Raw genomic sequence first — 15,860 nt, 5'->3', positions numbered from 1 at the left:
CCGTCCTATTCAGTGTTAGTCATCTTTTTATACTCAGCGATCGCCAACCCCAAACAGCGGTTGCCATCATCTAGCCAAGCAATATCAAGCGTTTGGTCATCACAACAGAACGGAAATTCATTCTCAGTCTTGCAACGAATCAAAAGCGCTTTCTCAGTGCAAGTGAATAAACGACGCTTCAATCTTTTGCACGTTTGAACAGCGATCCAAAGCCCCCAGCTAGCTGGGAAAGCCGATAGGTCAATGAATAAATCGAACAACGCCCTAGGCTGATACGAGTCACGAGCCAATGCCGTAGTGCACTTGATCGTGTGAGTCGGGATTGCTCCGTTAATAGGTCTAAATCCCTCTCCCAGCAAGGCTTTTGCCGCTTCTGGTGTGATGGCAGCGGCAAAGAGGTTGTGGGTAACACCTGTGGTGGCAGGGATCTCGCCGCGATATTCGGCTGCCCAGGGCGTAAAAAGAACTGTCCCGAACGCACTAGACCCGCTATATTCTTCTTTCTTTCCACCGAATAAGCCTCTAAGCACTGGAGATATTCAGGCATCGTGTGCAATTAATCTAGACGCAACGCAGATGCTTATGGTGCCGAAATAGCCCTGATGCTCTCATTGTGACATTCTCCCAGCTTTATGATTAACATAAAGTGTGGGCTTCTCTCTTCACAGGCTCGGTCTTCCGATCGCCTCAGAGAGCTTGAACGGGATGACCCACCGCTCTTTTTTGAACATTAATTGCTGCGTTGTGATCACGATCTAAAGAGCACCCGCACTCGGAGCAGTTATGCCAACGGTCTTGCAGCGTTTTGAGAACTTTAACCCCACAACTTGAGCAGTCTTGACTTGTACCGTTTGGATTCACTGCAATTGTAAGCAATCCGGCTCTTTCAGCCTTGATTGAAAGGATTTGCAGGAATTGACCCCATCCAGCATCGTTGATAGATTTTGCCATACGGGTTTTTGTCAAACCCTTGATATTCAAGCTTTCATGCCCAATACTCTTTCCTTGACTCAACAGTTTTTTAGCTGTCTTGTAGTGAAAGTCTTTGCGCTGATTAGTAATCTTGCGATGCACCTTAGCAACTCGCTTCACTGCTTTTTTGCAGCGATTAGAGGCTTTCTTTTTCTTGGATAGCTGCCGCTGCAAACGCTTCAGACGTTTTTCAGCTTTGCGGTAAAACTGAGGAATGATAACCTCTTCACCATCGCTTGTCACCAAAAAAGACTTTAGCCCAACGTCAATTCCTACCGTATTCTCTGGGGTTGGGGAATCGAACATGAGTGATGGTACTAATTTATCTTCAAGCGATAAACTGACATACCAGGCACCAGCTTTATAAATGATGGTTGCGGTCTTCAGCTTGAAGCCATCCGGCAATGGGCGATGCAGAATCAGTTTGACCTTGCCAATTTTGGGCAGGTTGACTGCTTTACCGTTTACCCATTTAAGCGAAGCTTGTGGGTAGGTGAACGACCGATAACGTCCTTTACCTTTGAACCGAGGTCTTCCGCTGCGAGTGCCGTTGCTGTCTCCCTTCAAATAGCGGTCAAACGCCAGCTTAACCCGCTTCACCATATCCTGGAGCACCTGAGCATAAACCTCTTTGTACCAAGGACGTGCTTGCTTCATTGGTACTAAAGAGCGCTGCTGGCTATAGCAATCAGGCTGATTTTTGAGCTGTGGTAAATGACAGACGAGAGGGCAAGCATTGACAGGACAGCGATGCTCTTCCCACCATTGAAACCGTTCTGACAGCAGCCAATTGTACTGATGCCGCAATTTTTCCAGCCATTGATCCATAACGGCTTGCTGCGGGGCTGTTGGGCGCAATCGGTACTGGTACGTCGTTCTCATGATACGATTATACCATATTGCTACAATATTGCTACCATGACACAAATCAGTATTAGGCTACCAGACCGCGAAATTGAGCATTTGCAGGCATACTGCAAACTGACAGGTAGAACCCAAAGTGATGTTATCCGTGAATTGTTGAGAAAACTATCCGTTTCAGGGGTGCTAAACCCTATAGATTAATGCGCTTTCATTGTATGCATTGCGTATTGATTCGGTGATGAAAGTATTCAATATCACCCCATTGGCTGCACAATCAGGTAGGCGGCATATCCCAGAAAAACTTGCACCCGAAAGCGGTTAAGAACTTTTCTACTTCTCTGAATTGAGGCACATGAGCATAGAGCGCCCATCCACATTCATGCCCCGTCCATTGCATTCTGCCTAAATAGAGCGGCAAGCCAGTTAAAAACAAGTCGTTCATTGTATAGGTTGGCGATTCAAGATCTTCTCGAATCATTTGCCACCCGTACAACTCAGCGCTTTTTTCCAATTTTGCAGCTTCAAACTGTTCTTCAAGTGTCAGAGGCATCACATCAACACCTCTTTGGCTTTCAGTAAATACTTAAGCCGATCGTCGTAACCGTTATAGCCACCATTAATCCTGAGCGTAATGGTGTCAAAGTCATCCTTATCTGCCAGCGCTGAGAGGTTACGACTGTTCCAATACCAGAAGGCTGATGTGAGGCAGTCGGGGATACAGGCAAGCCTATCAGGATCGTTCAAGTAATCAATCCCCACAGCCTTCGATAAATCGCTGTAGTTGCTTCTGCCTGTTACCTGAATGAGTCCACGCCCTTTGAAGCGGCAACCATCACCCGGTTTAGTATTGCCCAAATCATCGCGCCATTCGTAGTCAGCGCCAGAGGCAATCTCTTCCTGGTATTGAAACTCTCCACTCTCATGGAGGACTTGAGCCAGGAAGTGGCAGATCCTTAGCGGCGTATCGACCTTGTACTTCTCAAGGTGTTGATTGAGTGGCAGCACAAACTTCTGCAAGCGCTCTTTAGGGGCGACCAAAGTGATCTTCAGTAGATCGTCTAACGTCACGAGTTCGGGTGGTACTGGCGGCGCTTTTCGCCATAACTCAGCGAACTTTGTCAGCACTTCGGCACTGGTTTGCTCTTGCAGGTACTTCAGCGCTTCCTGCTGTTGAGGGAGCGATCGATAGTGTTGAGCAACGTCAGTGAGTTGGATTGTCATTGGTGCCTGCTTAGAATTTACTGCTGCTGCGTCTCACCCAACACTTTGAGAACTTTATCGGCTTCGATGCGATCGCTCTCTTGTTCTGCATCTGATAGCTGACTGTATGGTGTCTCCATCTGCCTCATCCACCGTTCGACCTTAGCAGCAGGTATAGTAACTGAGCCATCGGCATTCTTGGTGCAACACTGGAATAGCCACCGCATCCAGTGTGACCAAATCTCATGCTGCAAGTCTGCCAGTTTTTCTCGCAATGGTGCAGCGCTGTTAGTCTCTCTAATCATCTGCCAACCTTTAATCATCTCTTGCTGAAGGTAGCCTGAGCCGTGTCGCCTTAGCTGTGCAGTAGCGCGATTGTCACGGACAAAAGCCAATCCAATGCTGTTATTCTCCTCAATAGCAAAGCCTATTCGATGAACTAAACCGCAATCACAGCAGGCAAGCCTGAGAACCTCTCCAGGTTTCATCTCAATGCCTTCACCGTCTTCCATTTTGGGATACAAGGTCATACAGGTGCCATCAATGGTTACTTGCGGGGTACAAAAAACTGCCCGATCGCGCCTGCATCAATAGTCACGCCTAGCGCTGTGCCAATCAGGGTAAAGCAGGAGAGGAAGGTGAGCGGTGGCACCTCCCGATTATTCTTGTCTGCTACAAGGCACTGATAGCCCAGGAACAGCGACACAATCAACGCGAAGAGATATGAGCCTAGTTTGCCTGCTTCACGCTTAACGGCTACTGGTGCCTCTACTGGTGCCGCCACAGGTTGTAATGGTTCGTCGCTCATCCTTGCCTCCAAAACAGCATCACGCCCAAACTGACAACCTGCAACGCCAAGATCACAATTTGCCACCCGCTGATGCTCCGCAGGCGATCGTCCATCCTACTCTGCCGCTGTTGAGAGGCTATAGCTAAATTGTTCACGTCATAACGCAGACCATCAAAGCGTTCCATCGACACTTGCCGAAACCGTGCTTGCGTCTGTTCTCGGTTTTCAGCTTGTTCGTACTGCGTGACTTGGCGTGGTTCGCGGGAAGTGCGATCGGGTGGCGTTTCTTCAGTCATCACGTTTTGAGTAGGCATCAAGAAATTCCCATAACTGTTTGCAGTAACGAGCGTCATCAAGCGCATTGTGGGCAGTGCTTGCTTGCTGTGGTAATTCGGGTTTCCCTAGTCGTCGCCATTCCTGCATGATGTCGTTGATGTACATCGGCAATCCCTTTGGCAAGTCCATCATGGTGCCGTACAACTGGCAATGCGAAACATGATCGTAGCTGCCGTAGTAAGCCCAAAGCTCAGGCTCTTCACCAAAGCTTGGATCGTTAAAAATGTCTTGAATCTTAGGGCTTGGATGCTTGGCTAGACCATCGGTGCCAAAGATCCGCGCTGAAAGTTTAGCAAGCCGCGATCGCTCAAAATGGTGCAAGTCAACGATCGGCAAGTCTTTCAGAAAAGCCATCACCTCAATAGAAATTACTTCGCGGCTTTTCCACGCTTTAGACTCGCCCCAAAGCCGTGGTGATACGCCACCGCTCATGGGGTTTATAGGGTGGCGTGGTGGCAGTTTGTCTAGTACATTGTCTTTCACCCATTGACTCGCGTGGTTAGGGTTGAATTCTGTGCTGATGGCGTAGTATTCACGATCGTCTTCGGCTACCACCGCGATGCTGATGAGGTCGATCGGGTGTCTGTGCCCTCGTTCTATAAATTCCGCGTCGATCCAATAGCGCATTACAACTCACCCGTGTAGCTGTTGCCCGTACCACCTTGTTCAACCTGTCTATGTACCTGGAGCGCCTGTAAGAGTTGCCGTTGCAGTTCTAAATCTTCAGGCTCGATCGACGCTTCTACAACGTTCTGCAACGTCTTCGCCAGATCGACTGGTGTTGTACCAATGAGTAACTGAGTTTGCAGCTGCTTGATCGCCATTATCATTTCAGGCAGTGCCTTGATCGCCTCACTGGACTGCGCTTCAGAATGGTGAGATATGCCAACTGTGGCAAAAACTCTTTCTGTGAATGTGTCTACGGTCCTGCTGAGTGCATCAACTTTCTCGTTTAGCAGTTCAATTTCTGTCTTAGGCACTTCAGGCATTAATTAGTACCGCGATCGACACCTATATTTTGCCCTGTGTACAAGGCTTTGGGCGTAAAATTCACATTCGATGGAAGCTATCAGGCAAAACTAGAAAGCCGTTACGCTCAATCAGTTCAATTTGCGCGATCGCCTCCAACAATTTCTCTACCTGCGCGATCGGGTAAAGGACATCTGCACCGGCTTTAACTCCCCAGATGTTGTGTTGTTCTTTGACTGCTGCAATAACGGTGGCTGAAATAGTAGGATACTTCTCCCTAACGGCATTCCCTACCTCGTAAGCCGATAAATGCGTTCTAACCGTCTGGTGCTTTTTCATTCTTGCCTCTCTCCAATAACTTTAGGATGCTTCCAGATGGGTGCATTCGTATGAGCCCAGACGATCGCATCCGCCAATGCTCTCAACGCCTCCACCAAGCACTTACCCTCACCACTGATGGCGCTGCCGTTCTTTACATCTTGCTCAATACGAACATAGACGCGACCGCTTGACTCATAAATGGTGAGGTTGATGTTTTCAAAGACTTTGCGATCGTCGCCTGCTGTGGTCATCAACATTCCTCTCGATACCGTGACTCGATCGCTTTCATCCCTGAAACGTCTATTGCAGGTGATTTGATCGAAAGCCAAAAGGTAAACAGGTCTTGTGTGTTTGCAACGGCATAGCAAAGAGCACATATCTTTTGTTCATGGCTTAAGTCGCTGTTGACGATCGTGTCAGGGTCAAACGGTCCGATAGCCTTATAGACTGGTGAAGCTTTGGCTCTTTCAGCATCCACGTCATAACCCTTTTCAAGCAGCCCTGCCTTCAAACCTCGATATTGCTGCGCCAATCCTTCAGCAGCACGATTGAACGCCTCATCCCATGTGATCTCTCCTGATTCTGCTGACGATAGGCAAAAGTAAACAACGCTGCTCTGACGGGCAATCTGCGCCAACACTGGTGATATTTCCATCAGTTCTCCTTCCCAAATACAAGATCAGCAGACGCGATCGCTCTCTTAGTCGCCTCATCCATCGTGCAAGTCTTCACCCGCAATTGCTCCTTCACCAGTTCCAAGATGTACTGCTGCCGTGCGGTCATCTCTGGCTTCTGACACATTGAATCGTGGAGAAGCGCGATCGCTGTTAACTCTTCCGGTGTGTACTCTAGTGCCATTTAACTCCTAATTCGCTGTTAAAGGTATTCATATTCATCTTCCCACCGTCGCCCATGCAACCAATTTGCCGGCTGAGCCAGAAAGGCTAGGTTGCCGTTGCGCTTCATGTGCCAGTCCTGCTGCTTATTCAAGATAGTAATAAGCGTTTGCACGTCTACATCTTTAACCTTTTTGAATGCAGATCTAGCATTTTGTTTGTTGGTCTTCTTTTTCACCGCTTCCCAGAACAGATCAAAATCCCTCTCTCTGTCTATAAACGCAACCGCAGACGTAGTAAAGACAGCCTTGCAATCTACCCGATCAGGTTGCAGATAGTTTGCTTTTTCGCTTACCATCAACGGCTCATATTTGCTTAGAGAAAAGCGGCTTTGCTTTTGAGCCTCTGCGACTGGGTTAGTTTTAGCGATCGCTCCATCCCGCAACTCTAAAGCAATCTGCAAAGCTTCCTTAATCTCGTAAGGTGCGTTGCCTTCAATGTGGAAGCCTGAAAGCAAGTCAATCAGCCTGTCTAATTTAGTGGCGCTACGATCGGCAGTCTCAGGCAAGCTTTTGTGAGTAAGACTATATCGAAGCTTGGCGCGAGTGCTTTGACTAATGGTTTCGTTTAGTGGGCAGTTAAACCAAGCGATGAATAGTTGCTCTGATGCGCTCAATTCATTCTCATGACAACCGACTGAGACAATACGGGCAACGTCATAGTAGCGCCCTAAGTTCAAGCCTTTGTGGTGCCCTCTTACCCAGCGCTGCCGAATGTTCTTAGCTTTGCCAACATACAGAACGGATTGCTCTGCCACTACTAAATATAGTCCTGGCATCTCAGGCAGTAGATGCAGTTGATCAAAAGCGTAACCAGGAATCTTAGCAAGGTCGATCGTTCTTGGATCTAAAGCCATGCCTCTACCTCTCTCCCCTATTCAACTTTTTAAGTATGCTTTTGGTAGATATCACCATTGTCCTTCTTATATTCCTCATATCATTTGTGGTTGTTCCAAATCTTTAGCGACCTTCTTATTCAGGAAGTGTCTAGAAGCTTTCATGCAGAGAGTCCTATAGGGAGAAGCATAGATATTAGTCAAACGCTTCCAGTAACGACCTTTAGAAAAGAACACTCTACTGTCTTCAAACATTCCGCCAGCCTGCACAAACACACGATCGCTCACTGCATCTTGCACAGCTTGAATTAACTGACGTTTAACGACCTTCGGCAAGCCTTTCTGAATCCGCCCATGTTTAGCATCAGCATCATTGGAAAGCCTGCGCCTGATTGTGCGATCGCTCCTGCCTAACGACTTAGCGATCGTTGACTGCTTGGTGCCGAACGGAATGAAGTCTTCAGAAACATAGGTGGCACTGCGACCATGATGAAGAACTTTACCTCTTACGCCAACGGAATAGTGCGACGGGCTAAGTAAAGCGCCTGGTTTGGCAAGTCCACGTTTATGTTTCTGTTGCGCCTTAAAGCGACTGCATTTCTGTAAGTGCTGGGCTTGTGCTTCAGCGGCGATAAATCGCATGTGCCGCAAGTCTCCAACCGTTACTTCGACCACAGCGCCAAAGTTGCTGATCTGCATTCGACGGCAGACATTATGCAGTCCGGCATAGTACACCCTGTACTGACCAGCACCCAGACCGTTTACTGAGCGAAATAACCGCAACTTCAGACCGTCACGCAGATACCGCTGAACGGTAGAAACGCCTCGACCTAAGCTTGCTGCCATCTGCCGCAAGTCAAACTCCGCACAGCCTCTTCCGAGCGTGTCAACAGCACGAACGGCAAACCATAGCTGCATAGCGGCATAACCCCTGGAATCGGAGCATAAGCCACCATCGGCTAAGGAGGCATGGAGTCTGACAGGTAAATCTGAGTACAAAGCATTAAAGCGACCGTACTTCTACACTTTAACAAAAGTGAGGCTTAGTGTGGGTACTTTTATGCATTGTGATAACATGGTGAGTGTACCAACGTGGTACCTTAGTAATGTAGGTTTTCTGGGGTACCCCTATGGTTCAAATGATTGTGACAACTGATAAGAAGCGCCTCACTATTTATGTAGGCGATGGCATGAAGGAAAGCTTGGATGAGATAGCTAAAGAGCAAAAGCGCTCGGTTAGTAACCTTGTAGAGGTCTTCCTAGCTGAGAAAATCGAGGAATATCAAACTAAGAAAGCAAAGCGTAACCGAAATGCAAAAACTTGATTCAAACCCTGTAGATGGAGGTTCTATGACATTCATCAGAACGCATTACTTAGAGCATGAATTTATTCGGGCAGTGTGGAAGGTTTACCCAACTCTTTGCGCTCAGACTGTTGCAAGGATTCAGTACGAGCTAGGTATCGAGCCTACCCAGGCAGGCAACGTGGAAATGTATACAGTCTCAGACTTCGACATGGTGATGCAGGCAATCCCAAAATACAAGCTGGTCGAAAACGCGGACGGATGGCTTGAACTAGCATGATTCCCATAACGAACAGCAGTCAGAGGAAAGCATGAGTGCAGCGAAAGACAAAATTTCTAGCCAAATTGGCGATCGTTTTAGGCAATTACGAATAGCGTCTAACAAAACTCAAAAAGAAACAGCAAAATTTTTGGGGATTCATAGAACAGCTATAGTCAAAATTGAGTCAGGCGATAGACTTGTCGCTGCTTGGGAACTATCTGCCGCTGCAAGCTTATTTGGCGTTGAAGTTATCAGTTTTTATCAAGGCGGAATGGTGCCGAGTGTTAAAGCGCCGAAAAAACAAGTTTTTGACTTTAATCAAGCCCCGTTCACTTGCTAGGGAAAAGTAAAATGGCTAAACATAAACAATGTTCGCACTGCGAAGGTGAAGGCGAAATCGAGTACTACCCGCCCTATGGAGCAGACGCTTTTGATGGGTGTGGTAACGCAGTGACTATAGATGTGCCCTGTTTTGTTTGTTCGGGCAAAGGGGTCTACCGCAAGATTCGCAAAGTTAAGTCGCTGTTGAGACGAGTTGCTTGATAACGGAATTTTGGCAGGGTGAGGCAACGACGATCGCCGCCCTGCCCATGGAAACTAGCCAATAAAAAGCGATCGCGTTTGCCCACAAACAAGCTAAGGGGAAAGATAAGATGAGTCTGCAAGAATTTATAGAGCGGTACAAAACGGATTGTTTTGATAGTTACGAGATTACAGACTCGAAGCTCTGGATTCGGTATGAGCGGATATTGACACCCGGCACTTATCCTTTTCTTAGCGTTCCAGGGAACAAAGAGCTGCATAAGTTTAGCGACTTGTTGGACGGCAGAATTTGCCATTTTGAGGGCAAAGAGTCTGTTAAAGGAGTGAAACTAGCAGTGATCGAAGTGGACACGTTTCGAGTGGGGTATTGACGGTGCAACTAATGACATAGACAAGGCAATTAAATATTTTCTAGATTACATTTCTTGATGATAAAAAGCGATCGCGTTTGCCCACGATCTCCCAACCATGCAGTCTCACCCAGATTCTAGCCTTTAGCGCTGAGTGAGACGATGGCTGATAGAGTAGGGGCGACCTTAAACAAGCGAGGTGAATATGTCTGAGCAGAAGTCTTCTAATTTTAGTATCCGCACTGTCACCACTCGTATTTACAAGAACGGTGAATTGGTTGGCGAAGAGACGAAGGAAATACCTGGAGAAGCGCGGTCTGTTGTAGTTGATACGTGTGGCGCTGACGCAGCAGTTACGCTGTCAGGCTTCAAGCTGTCTGCCGATGATGACTGCGCTGTTAGAGGGTTGAACTACTCTGTTCGCCAAATCCCTGTAGATGAGTGGAGATTGATAGACTACGAAGAAGCTGAAAAGAATAAATAAACAATCCTGTCAGCAAGTCTGAGGGGCAGGACTTGAATCTGCAACGTGGGAGCTACTCCGGCATAACCTTTCAGGGTGCGACCCTGTACCCAAACCAGTATTCTGGCACCTTTACCATTTGGCGACCATCAGTAAGATAATCATGGCACACCCACCAGTAGGCAAACGAAATGGCTAACAGCGAGAACTTATCTTGGTGGCAATACCACGAGCAAATTATCCGCAAGCAAGATGTGCATTGCTTTGACTACATTTTTAAGTGGGATTTGTTGTACAAGGCAAGATCTTACTATTTGACGCACGAAGGCTGGGGGACTGGCACAACTTGCTGGTATGTTGCGCTTGAAATTGGTTCCCGCTATATGTGTTGCGCCGATACCCCAGAAGAAGCTGTAGCGGTCGGGCTAAATACAGCCATAGCCTACTTGCGCCGCAAGTTAGAAACGTTTAACGATGGCAAAACAAAAGAGTTGTTGCTCCCTCACGAAACTGAGCGCTATCAAAAACTGCTGGAAGAATTGCAAGCGATCGACACCGCATGGGTAGACAAACCAACTCAAGACAATTACCACGACTGCGTTCAACGAAAGCACAATGAGAGATACGGTGTTGTTAGGTAAATAAATGGATGTTAGACAGGCAATGATCCAGGCGATCGCCCGAACCCGCACAACTTTCAGAACCACGTTAAGCGACCCGCGATCGGGCGGCAGTTACCTGGAGGGACGGCGAAGCGGTAATCTGACCGCTAAGATTAAACTGCCTGATGGGGCTTCAACTGTTAACCGTGTAGGGGGTTTTCGATGACAAGCGGTAGCGATTTTCTGAACGACATGCTCAACGGCAAACCCTCTCAGCAAGAGCAGGAAGCCATCATTAATCTTGATGCCTACATGGGTTTTATTGGGATGTTTGCCACCATAGCCTATGCCAGCACAAAAAAAGGTGAGTCTGATGCTGATGTGGAAGGGGAACTTTCAGGTCTTGGGCGGCTGCTAGTAACCCGCTTAAATAAAGAGCATCCGAATGATCCTGAGATGGTTCAAGCCGCGATCGATAAATACCTGACAATTTACAAAGAGCAAATAATCGCATTCAAGAACTTATAAAAACCATCAAACCGAATAGGCAAGGGCATAATAGAAACAGCTTTTCAAACGTTCTAAATGCCCTCTCTTTACGGCACCTGTAGATCCATCCCCACAGGCATCACGATCGCCCCCGCTTCAGGTGGTAGCCTTTCCACATCTAGCACCCTTTACCTATCGACTCAATACAGAACGAGAGGTGGCTTATCACTCCATAGCGCTATTACCCCGATCGCCTATTCCGCAGGACAAAAGATTGTCGTCACTGTCACCCCTTCAGCCTTAGCCAGTGGCGAGTTAGGCAGTGTTCACGAGATCGTCGTTAGCGGGTCAACCACGAATGATGTAGCGCAGATGGTGAGGTTGGGCGCGATTCCATTGCTCGCGATCGATCAAACCACGCAGCTTTCACTACCACGCAGCTTAGAGCTTTCCACTAACGCCCATATCGCACTCTCTGCCAGTGTCGCCACGATCGCTGCACTCCCTACAGGCAGCGACAGATTGAACGGCATGGTGCGGCTAGTCACTGCGACGGGTCAATATCTCCGCTACGACTCCACAGCGACAACAGGCGTAGTACTCAGTGCCCCTGGCTATTGGGTAGATTATTACCCCTGGGTTGGTGCAGCGAATGGTTTCACAACTTACATCGGCACTGCGACAAATGTTGATGGTGGGATTGATAATGCCATCACTGAGATCAACCCAGCAGATGTACTGCGATCGCTCCCGTATGCAGCCGATGGTGGCAACTCCACACCGCTCAGGCTTTGCTACCTCAACGAGTTGGTAGAAGACGGAGGCAACGCGATTGAAGCATTGGCACCGATCGCTGTTTCGATGCTGTTGGACAATGTGGATCAATCCACCGCTTTCAGCAACAAGATCTACGCTCGCTATCTGGGTAAGTTTAGGAAGCTCGACGGCACGCTAGACACGACTTTTGCTGCTTCTGCAATTCCAGTACTGATTTTTGACACAAAGGACGGACGTACAGAAAGTAACCTGTTCTTTCCTGAGTTCCTTGATCGCGGTTACGGTGCCCTCTACGAGTTTTATCTAAACTTCCGCAGCGACGAGATAGCTGCACTCAGAGATGGGTCAACACCGTCCCTCAGCTTTGGACCCGCAGGCGAGGTAGGTACTTATAACCCATTAGGATTCATCACTGGCAATGGGGTCTTTGGTGCAGAGTCTCGGTTGTCAGCAGTCGGTGTTAATGATGAATATCTGCGGGTTATCCCAGGCTCTAACAGCGTTGTGTCCCTACCTGGGGCAGCGTCGATTTCTTCTTACATTTTCTTTCGGGCAGCTAATCGATCGGCTACGGGTTTAGCGCCTAACACTGCTGGGCAAAAGGTCGTCATTAGCGGCACTTCTCGCGGTCAGATCGTAGTGCAGCCACCGGGCTATATGCTGGAGTCGATCGAAGCCATCCGTGCGATCGTTTCTACCGCTTCAGGCACGGCAACACCGGGCGCTTTCTTTGCCCCTGTCTCGGTCGGCGCTAGTGGCACACTCTCAGTCAGCATCACCATACCTGCACTGATTCGGGCTAACTATCCTGATGTGATTGCAGGACTGGCAGCAGGTTACAACGTGCCAAACCTCAAGGTTTATTTACGTTTCAGTGGCACCATCACCGCTCAAACGGCACTGGTGACAGTGGGTGCGGGTCTGACGACACTCAACTTTGTCATCACTACCAACGCAGGCACGGTTGGAGCTTTACCGACTAACCCTGACACGACCTTTAGCCTGTTCGCTAATCCCACGATCGCCACCGTCACCGCAGGCACAGGCGGTAATCTGGCAGCAGGCAGCTATGAAGTAGCGATCGCCAATCATTACCCCGCAGGCAACACGCAACTATCAGCAATCAGCCATGATCCGGCATTGGGTTGCCTCAAGGAGGTTACGACTGATTTAGCAGACGCGATCGCAGGCGCAAAGGGTTATACGCTCACCACTGCAAGTTATGTACAGCCTCCGGTTGGTGCGTTAGTTGTCGTTAGCGTTCCCAACACGGCTATCTTCGGCATTCTCCAACCGCTTTTTGTGCAGGGCGGCGGCGGCTATCTGTTGACAGGTAAGACGGCAAACACACTGACGCTTGAGCGATCGACTGATAACGGTAGTGACTATGCAGCAACAGGTCAAACGATCGCTTCTAATGCTCTAGTAGTGCCCGGCGGGATGCCCGGTACAGTTGGCGCTTCAGGCGAAGTTGCAGGGCTGCGCTACACCTTCAGCAGCATTACAGCACCAACGCCTGCTAGCCAATCGCTGCGGCTCAACAGTGCAGCGCCTAGCGGTGCCACCGCAATCTACGTCAGCGAGTTCGATCGCGCTGAATACAACGTCGCTACAGTCCTAAACACGCTCACCCCTGGCAGTTTGCTGCTCTTAGCCAGTAGTTCTGATCAGTCCGTCTATCACTACTATTCATTTGTTAGTCAGGTAGACAACGGCAGCGATCGCACCCTAAACGTTACCTACGCAGGCGGCGGCGGTGCCTTCATCGATCTATCAGACGTGTCTTTGAGCCTTTTGCTGAAAGGTACACCAGGCGCACCAGGCACGACTGGCACCAACGGTCTTGATGGTATCTCAGGGTTTGGTGTGCGTTACTCGTTCAGCACCTCCACTGCCCCTACCCCTACAGTTGGGCAGCTAAGGCTTAACAACGTTGCCTACAACAGCGCCACGCTGCTTTACGTCAGCGAGAGCGATCGCTTTAACATCACTGCCAGTTTGACGCTAAACAATATCAGTGATGGTTCAACCCTGCTAATCTTTGACGAAGCTGACCCCACCGCTTATGTGTATGCACTGCTAACTAGCCAGACGGACAACGGCAGCGATCGCACGTTTGCCATTACCAACGTCACCAGCAGCGGCACCTTATCAGGCAACGTTACTCTATCATTTGCTCCTAAAGGTGCCCCTGGAGCACCCGGTACGGTCAACGACACCGTAAATCTAGGCTTGTCCAGTGTCGGCACTGATCCGATAACAGCGGCAGACATCATTCGGCTATACAACAAACTTGGTCAACTTGTGTGGAGGCAGGCTAGCAATGGCTCTGTGCTGTTTGCTGCTGCCACCAACCTCGAACAGTCATGGGCAAAGGCTCAGAAAGCGACCGTCACAACGTTGATCGATAACACCACGATCTCCCTTGATGCTTCTCTGAGCAACCTTTATCAGGTGACTCTGGCAGGCAACAGAACACTTGCTAATCCAACTAACTTAGCGATCGGCACTAACTTTGAGGTCAAGCTGATTCAAGATTCTACGGGCACCCGCTCTTTGTCCTACGGAACGGCTTATAAGTTCTCCAGTGGAACGGCACCGCCACTATCAATCGCGGGTAGTGCTGTTGATCTCCTGAGTTGCCGCAGTTATGACGGTACGACGCTGCAATGTGATTTAGGAAAAGGGTACGCCTGATGCCGATGCCATTGTTTATCAAGCCTGCTGGGTTCGGTGTTGCTGTTGTTGAACAACCTTATGGTTTTGATTTCTATGTTGAGGACTGGGTTTCGTTTGCGATGTCAGGCATTGAAATCGAAGTGAATGGCATTGTTTTTTACACAGAGTAGCAAGGAGGAAAATGCCAAGTATCAAGGTTACAACCTATATCCCACCGTCAATACAGACAGGTCCGTTTACGTTCGCGATCGGTCAAGAAGTGAGCGGTGTGGTGTTTAACAGTGGCAGTCCAGCACTCGCTACGATTCCGCTAAACAGTGTGGTGCCTTTCCCGGTGGGTGTACAAATCCCGGTTCTAGTTGTCGGTGCTGGGCAACTAACTTTTTCGCCAGCTTCAAACGTTTTTCTGGGTTCACCTGATAACAAGCGTAAATCAAGAGTAATTGGTTCTCCTGCGGTGCTACAGCAAACCGAGCTTAACGTTTGGTGGTTATCTGGAGACTTGGTAGCGTGATCCATCAAGGCGTTTTAGGCGCGATCGCCGCTTCTGTTCAGGTAGCAGCACCAGCACCAGGCGGAGGCACAACTATTCTTGAGTTGCTTTTCAATGGTGCCAATGGCAGCACAGTTTTTACTGACACCTCATCTTATAACCGCACTGTGACTGGGTTTGGCGCGGCTCAAATTAGCACGCTGCAAAGTGTTAGCGGCGGGTCATCGTTGAAACTGAACGGCGATCCTGACTACTTACAGTTCGCTTGGAACTACCCGCTTATTGGGGATTTCTCGATCGAAGTTGGCTTGTACGTAACAGGCTATTCGCCGGGTGATGCGCCTGGGACAAGTGAGATTTTCTCGATCGTCAGCGACACCCCTGCTGTTGATTTGCTGCTGGAAGTAGAACAATCGTTGGGCAACCAAGTCAGATTCTCGCTTCGTGATGGCAATGCCGGTACGGTCTATTTCGACTTCTACTCGAACACAGGCTTAACGCTGTCTACTTGGACACGAGTTCGTTTTGAAGTTGTGGGGCTTGTAGCCACTATTTACTTCAACGGATTGGCTAATGGGACAGCCCCAGTCACTGGCAATGGACGGATACAATCGCTGACGATCGGGCGCGTTGGTCGTCTTTTCGCGCAGGGCATCACCGCTCGCGGTTACACAGGCTTTATTGACAACCTTACAGTTACTGATTTGGAATAACC

Annotated in this window: 29 protein-coding genes; 13 read left to right on the top strand and 16 right to left on the bottom strand. The window is 48.9% G+C overall.

Translation table 11 applies throughout. From position 1 onward, the window contains the following. Positions 1-5 precede the first annotated feature (5 nt). On the bottom strand, positions 6-530 hold the full coding sequence (locus H6F86_RS20885; protein WP_190450685.1) for a hypothetical protein: 525 nt from the start codon (positions 528-530) through the stop codon (positions 6-8). Between the two features lie 157 nt (positions 531-687). Further along, positions 688-1,854, bottom strand: coding sequence for an RNA-guided endonuclease TnpB family protein (locus H6F86_RS20880; protein WP_190450683.1), 1,167 nt, complete (start codon positions 1,852-1,854; stop codon positions 688-690). Between H6F86_RS20880 and H6F86_RS33215 the strand changes: the two genes are divergently transcribed. Further along, positions 1,771-2,037: a ribbon-helix-helix protein, CopG family gene (locus H6F86_RS33215; RefSeq protein ID WP_347240798.1), complete on the top strand. Its 267-nt coding sequence runs from the start codon at positions 1,771-1,773 to the stop codon at positions 2,035-2,037. The two genes, H6F86_RS20880 and H6F86_RS33215, sit on opposite strands and share 84 nt — an antisense overlap. 73 nt (positions 2,038-2,110) lie before the next feature. Here the strand turns inward: H6F86_RS33215 and H6F86_RS20870 are convergent, their stop codons facing one another. The 13 genes from H6F86_RS20870 to H6F86_RS20810 form a co-directional block, all read right to left on the bottom strand. After that, on the bottom strand, positions 2,111-2,386 hold the full coding sequence (locus tag H6F86_RS20870) for a hypothetical protein (RefSeq protein WP_190450679.1): 276 nt from the start codon (positions 2,384-2,386) through the stop codon (positions 2,111-2,113). Then, positions 2,386-3,057 (bottom strand): glycoside hydrolase family 19 protein, encoded by a 672-nt coding sequence (locus H6F86_RS20865; protein WP_190450678.1) that lies wholly within the window; start codon positions 3,055-3,057, stop codon positions 2,386-2,388. The genes H6F86_RS20870 and H6F86_RS20865 overlap by 1 nt, the downstream gene beginning before the upstream one ends. 17 nt (positions 3,058-3,074) lie before the next feature. After that, a complete protein-coding gene (locus H6F86_RS31665; protein WP_199305393.1) occupies positions 3,075-3,566 on the bottom strand; it encodes a hypothetical protein in 492 nt (163 codons plus the stop codon). Positions 3,567-3,583: 17 nt separating this feature from the next. Beyond that, positions 3,584-3,844 carry a hypothetical protein gene (locus tag H6F86_RS20855; RefSeq protein ID WP_190450676.1) on the bottom strand — a complete coding sequence of 87 codons (261 nt, stop codon included), beginning with the start codon at positions 3,842-3,844 and terminating at the stop codon, positions 3,584-3,586. Next, positions 3,841-4,140, bottom strand: coding sequence for a hypothetical protein (locus H6F86_RS20850; protein ID WP_190450673.1), 300 nt, complete (start codon positions 4,138-4,140; stop codon positions 3,841-3,843). Before H6F86_RS20850 ends, H6F86_RS20855 begins: the two co-directional genes overlap by 4 nt. Continuing rightward, entirely contained in the window at positions 4,115-4,789 is a 675-nt protein-coding gene (locus H6F86_RS20845; RefSeq protein WP_190450672.1) for a 3'-5' exoribonuclease, read from the bottom strand. Before H6F86_RS20845 ends, H6F86_RS20850 begins: the two co-directional genes overlap by 26 nt. Next, the gene (locus H6F86_RS20840) at positions 4,789-5,151 is read right to left on the bottom strand and encodes a hypothetical protein (protein ID WP_190450662.1); all 363 of its coding nucleotides are present in this window, start codon (positions 5,149-5,151) and stop codon (positions 4,789-4,791) included. Before H6F86_RS20840 ends, H6F86_RS20845 begins: the two co-directional genes overlap by 1 nt. A gap of 61 nt (positions 5,152-5,212) precedes the next feature. Beyond that, a complete protein-coding gene (locus H6F86_RS20835; RefSeq protein ID WP_190450660.1) occupies positions 5,213-5,470 on the bottom strand; it encodes a hypothetical protein in 258 nt (85 codons plus the stop codon). Then, complete coding sequence (locus tag H6F86_RS20830) at positions 5,467-5,703, bottom strand: hypothetical protein (protein ID WP_190450657.1); 237 nt, start codon at positions 5,701-5,703, stop codon at positions 5,467-5,469. Before H6F86_RS20830 ends, H6F86_RS20835 begins: the two co-directional genes overlap by 4 nt. Then, on the bottom strand, positions 5,703-6,107 hold the full coding sequence (locus H6F86_RS20825) for a hypothetical protein (RefSeq protein WP_190450655.1): 405 nt from the start codon (positions 6,105-6,107) through the stop codon (positions 5,703-5,705). Before H6F86_RS20825 ends, H6F86_RS20830 begins: the two co-directional genes overlap by 1 nt. Continuing rightward, positions 6,107-6,310, bottom strand: coding sequence for a hypothetical protein (locus H6F86_RS20820; RefSeq protein WP_190450653.1), 204 nt, complete (start codon positions 6,308-6,310; stop codon positions 6,107-6,109). Before H6F86_RS20820 ends, H6F86_RS20825 begins: the two co-directional genes overlap by 1 nt. 18 nt (positions 6,311-6,328) lie before the next feature. Then, the gene (locus H6F86_RS20815) at positions 6,329-7,204 is read right to left on the bottom strand and encodes a GIY-YIG nuclease family protein (protein ID WP_190450651.1); all 876 of its coding nucleotides are present in this window, start codon (positions 7,202-7,204) and stop codon (positions 6,329-6,331) included. Between the two features lie 75 nt (positions 7,205-7,279). Then, complete coding sequence (locus H6F86_RS20810) at positions 7,280-8,101, bottom strand: hypothetical protein (RefSeq protein WP_190450649.1); 822 nt, start codon at positions 8,099-8,101, stop codon at positions 7,280-7,282. 212 nt (positions 8,102-8,313) lie between these two features. Between H6F86_RS20810 and H6F86_RS20805 the strand changes: the two genes are divergently transcribed. The 3 genes from H6F86_RS20805 to H6F86_RS20795 are packed head-to-tail and all read left to right on the top strand — an operon-like array spanning position 8,314 to position 9,089. Beyond that, positions 8,314-8,508 carry a ribbon-helix-helix protein, CopG family gene (locus tag H6F86_RS20805; protein ID WP_199305392.1) on the top strand — a complete coding sequence of 65 codons (195 nt, stop codon included), beginning with the start codon at positions 8,314-8,316 and terminating at the stop codon, positions 8,506-8,508. Positions 8,509-8,533: 25 nt separating this feature from the next. Then, positions 8,534-8,767, top strand: a complete 234-nt coding sequence (locus H6F86_RS20800) for a hypothetical protein (RefSeq protein WP_190450647.1) — start codon at positions 8,534-8,536, stop codon at positions 8,765-8,767. A 31-nt stretch (positions 8,768-8,798) separates the two neighbouring features. After that, positions 8,799-9,089, top strand: coding sequence for a helix-turn-helix transcriptional regulator (locus H6F86_RS20795; RefSeq protein ID WP_190450646.1), 291 nt, complete (start codon positions 8,799-8,801; stop codon positions 9,087-9,089). 154 nt (positions 9,090-9,243) lie between these two features. Here H6F86_RS20795 and H6F86_RS20790 read toward each other — a convergent pair whose 3' ends face one another. Beyond that, positions 9,244-9,414, bottom strand: coding sequence for a hypothetical protein (locus H6F86_RS20790; protein WP_190450644.1), 171 nt, complete (start codon positions 9,412-9,414; stop codon positions 9,244-9,246). Here H6F86_RS20790 and H6F86_RS20785 point away from each other — a divergent pair. The 9 genes from H6F86_RS20785 (at position 9,403) to H6F86_RS20745 (ending at position 15,858) form a co-directional block, all read left to right on the top strand. Beyond that, complete coding sequence (locus H6F86_RS20785; RefSeq protein WP_190450642.1) at positions 9,403-9,663, top strand: hypothetical protein; 261 nt, start codon at positions 9,403-9,405, stop codon at positions 9,661-9,663. The genes H6F86_RS20790 and H6F86_RS20785 overlap by 12 nt on opposite strands. 184 nt (positions 9,664-9,847) lie before the next feature. After that, entirely contained in the window at positions 9,848-10,126 is a 279-nt protein-coding gene (locus tag H6F86_RS20780) for a hypothetical protein (protein WP_190450640.1), read from the top strand. Positions 10,127-10,296: 170 nt separating this feature from the next. Further along, entirely contained in the window at positions 10,297-10,746 is a 450-nt protein-coding gene (locus H6F86_RS20775; RefSeq protein ID WP_190450638.1) for a hypothetical protein, read from the top strand. Positions 10,747-10,750: 4 nt separating this feature from the next. Further along, on the top strand, positions 10,751-10,933 hold the full coding sequence (locus tag H6F86_RS20770) for a hypothetical protein (protein ID WP_190450636.1): 183 nt from the start codon (positions 10,751-10,753) through the stop codon (positions 10,931-10,933). Beyond that, the gene (locus H6F86_RS20765) at positions 10,930-11,235 is read left to right on the top strand and encodes a hypothetical protein (RefSeq protein WP_190450633.1); all 306 of its coding nucleotides are present in this window, start codon (positions 10,930-10,932) and stop codon (positions 11,233-11,235) included. The genes H6F86_RS20770 and H6F86_RS20765 overlap by 4 nt, the downstream gene beginning before the upstream one ends. A gap of 57 nt (positions 11,236-11,292) precedes the next feature. Beyond that, positions 11,293-14,670: a hypothetical protein gene (locus H6F86_RS20760; RefSeq protein ID WP_190450631.1), complete on the top strand. Its 3,378-nt coding sequence runs from the start codon at positions 11,293-11,295 to the stop codon at positions 14,668-14,670. Further along, positions 14,670-14,822, top strand: coding sequence for a hypothetical protein (locus H6F86_RS20755; protein WP_206756065.1), 153 nt, complete (start codon positions 14,670-14,672; stop codon positions 14,820-14,822). Before H6F86_RS20760 ends, H6F86_RS20755 begins: the two co-directional genes overlap by 1 nt. Positions 14,823-14,833: 11 nt before the next feature. Then, positions 14,834-15,166 carry a hypothetical protein gene (locus tag H6F86_RS20750; RefSeq protein ID WP_190450626.1) on the top strand — a complete coding sequence of 111 codons (333 nt, stop codon included), beginning with the start codon at positions 14,834-14,836 and terminating at the stop codon, positions 15,164-15,166. Further along, entirely contained in the window at positions 15,136-15,858 is a 723-nt protein-coding gene (locus H6F86_RS20745; RefSeq protein ID WP_206756064.1) for a LamG-like jellyroll fold domain-containing protein, read from the top strand. The genes H6F86_RS20750 and H6F86_RS20745 overlap by 31 nt, the downstream gene beginning before the upstream one ends. Positions 15,859-15,860 lie beyond the last annotated feature (2 nt).

Source organism: Phormidium sp. FACHB-592, assembly GCF_014695795.1.
Classification (GTDB): Bacteria; Cyanobacteriota; Cyanobacteriia; order Leptolyngbyales; family Leptolyngbyaceae; genus Stenomitos.
Note: the sequence above shows the minus strand (reverse complement) of the source record. Positions and strands in the feature narration are given on the sequence as shown.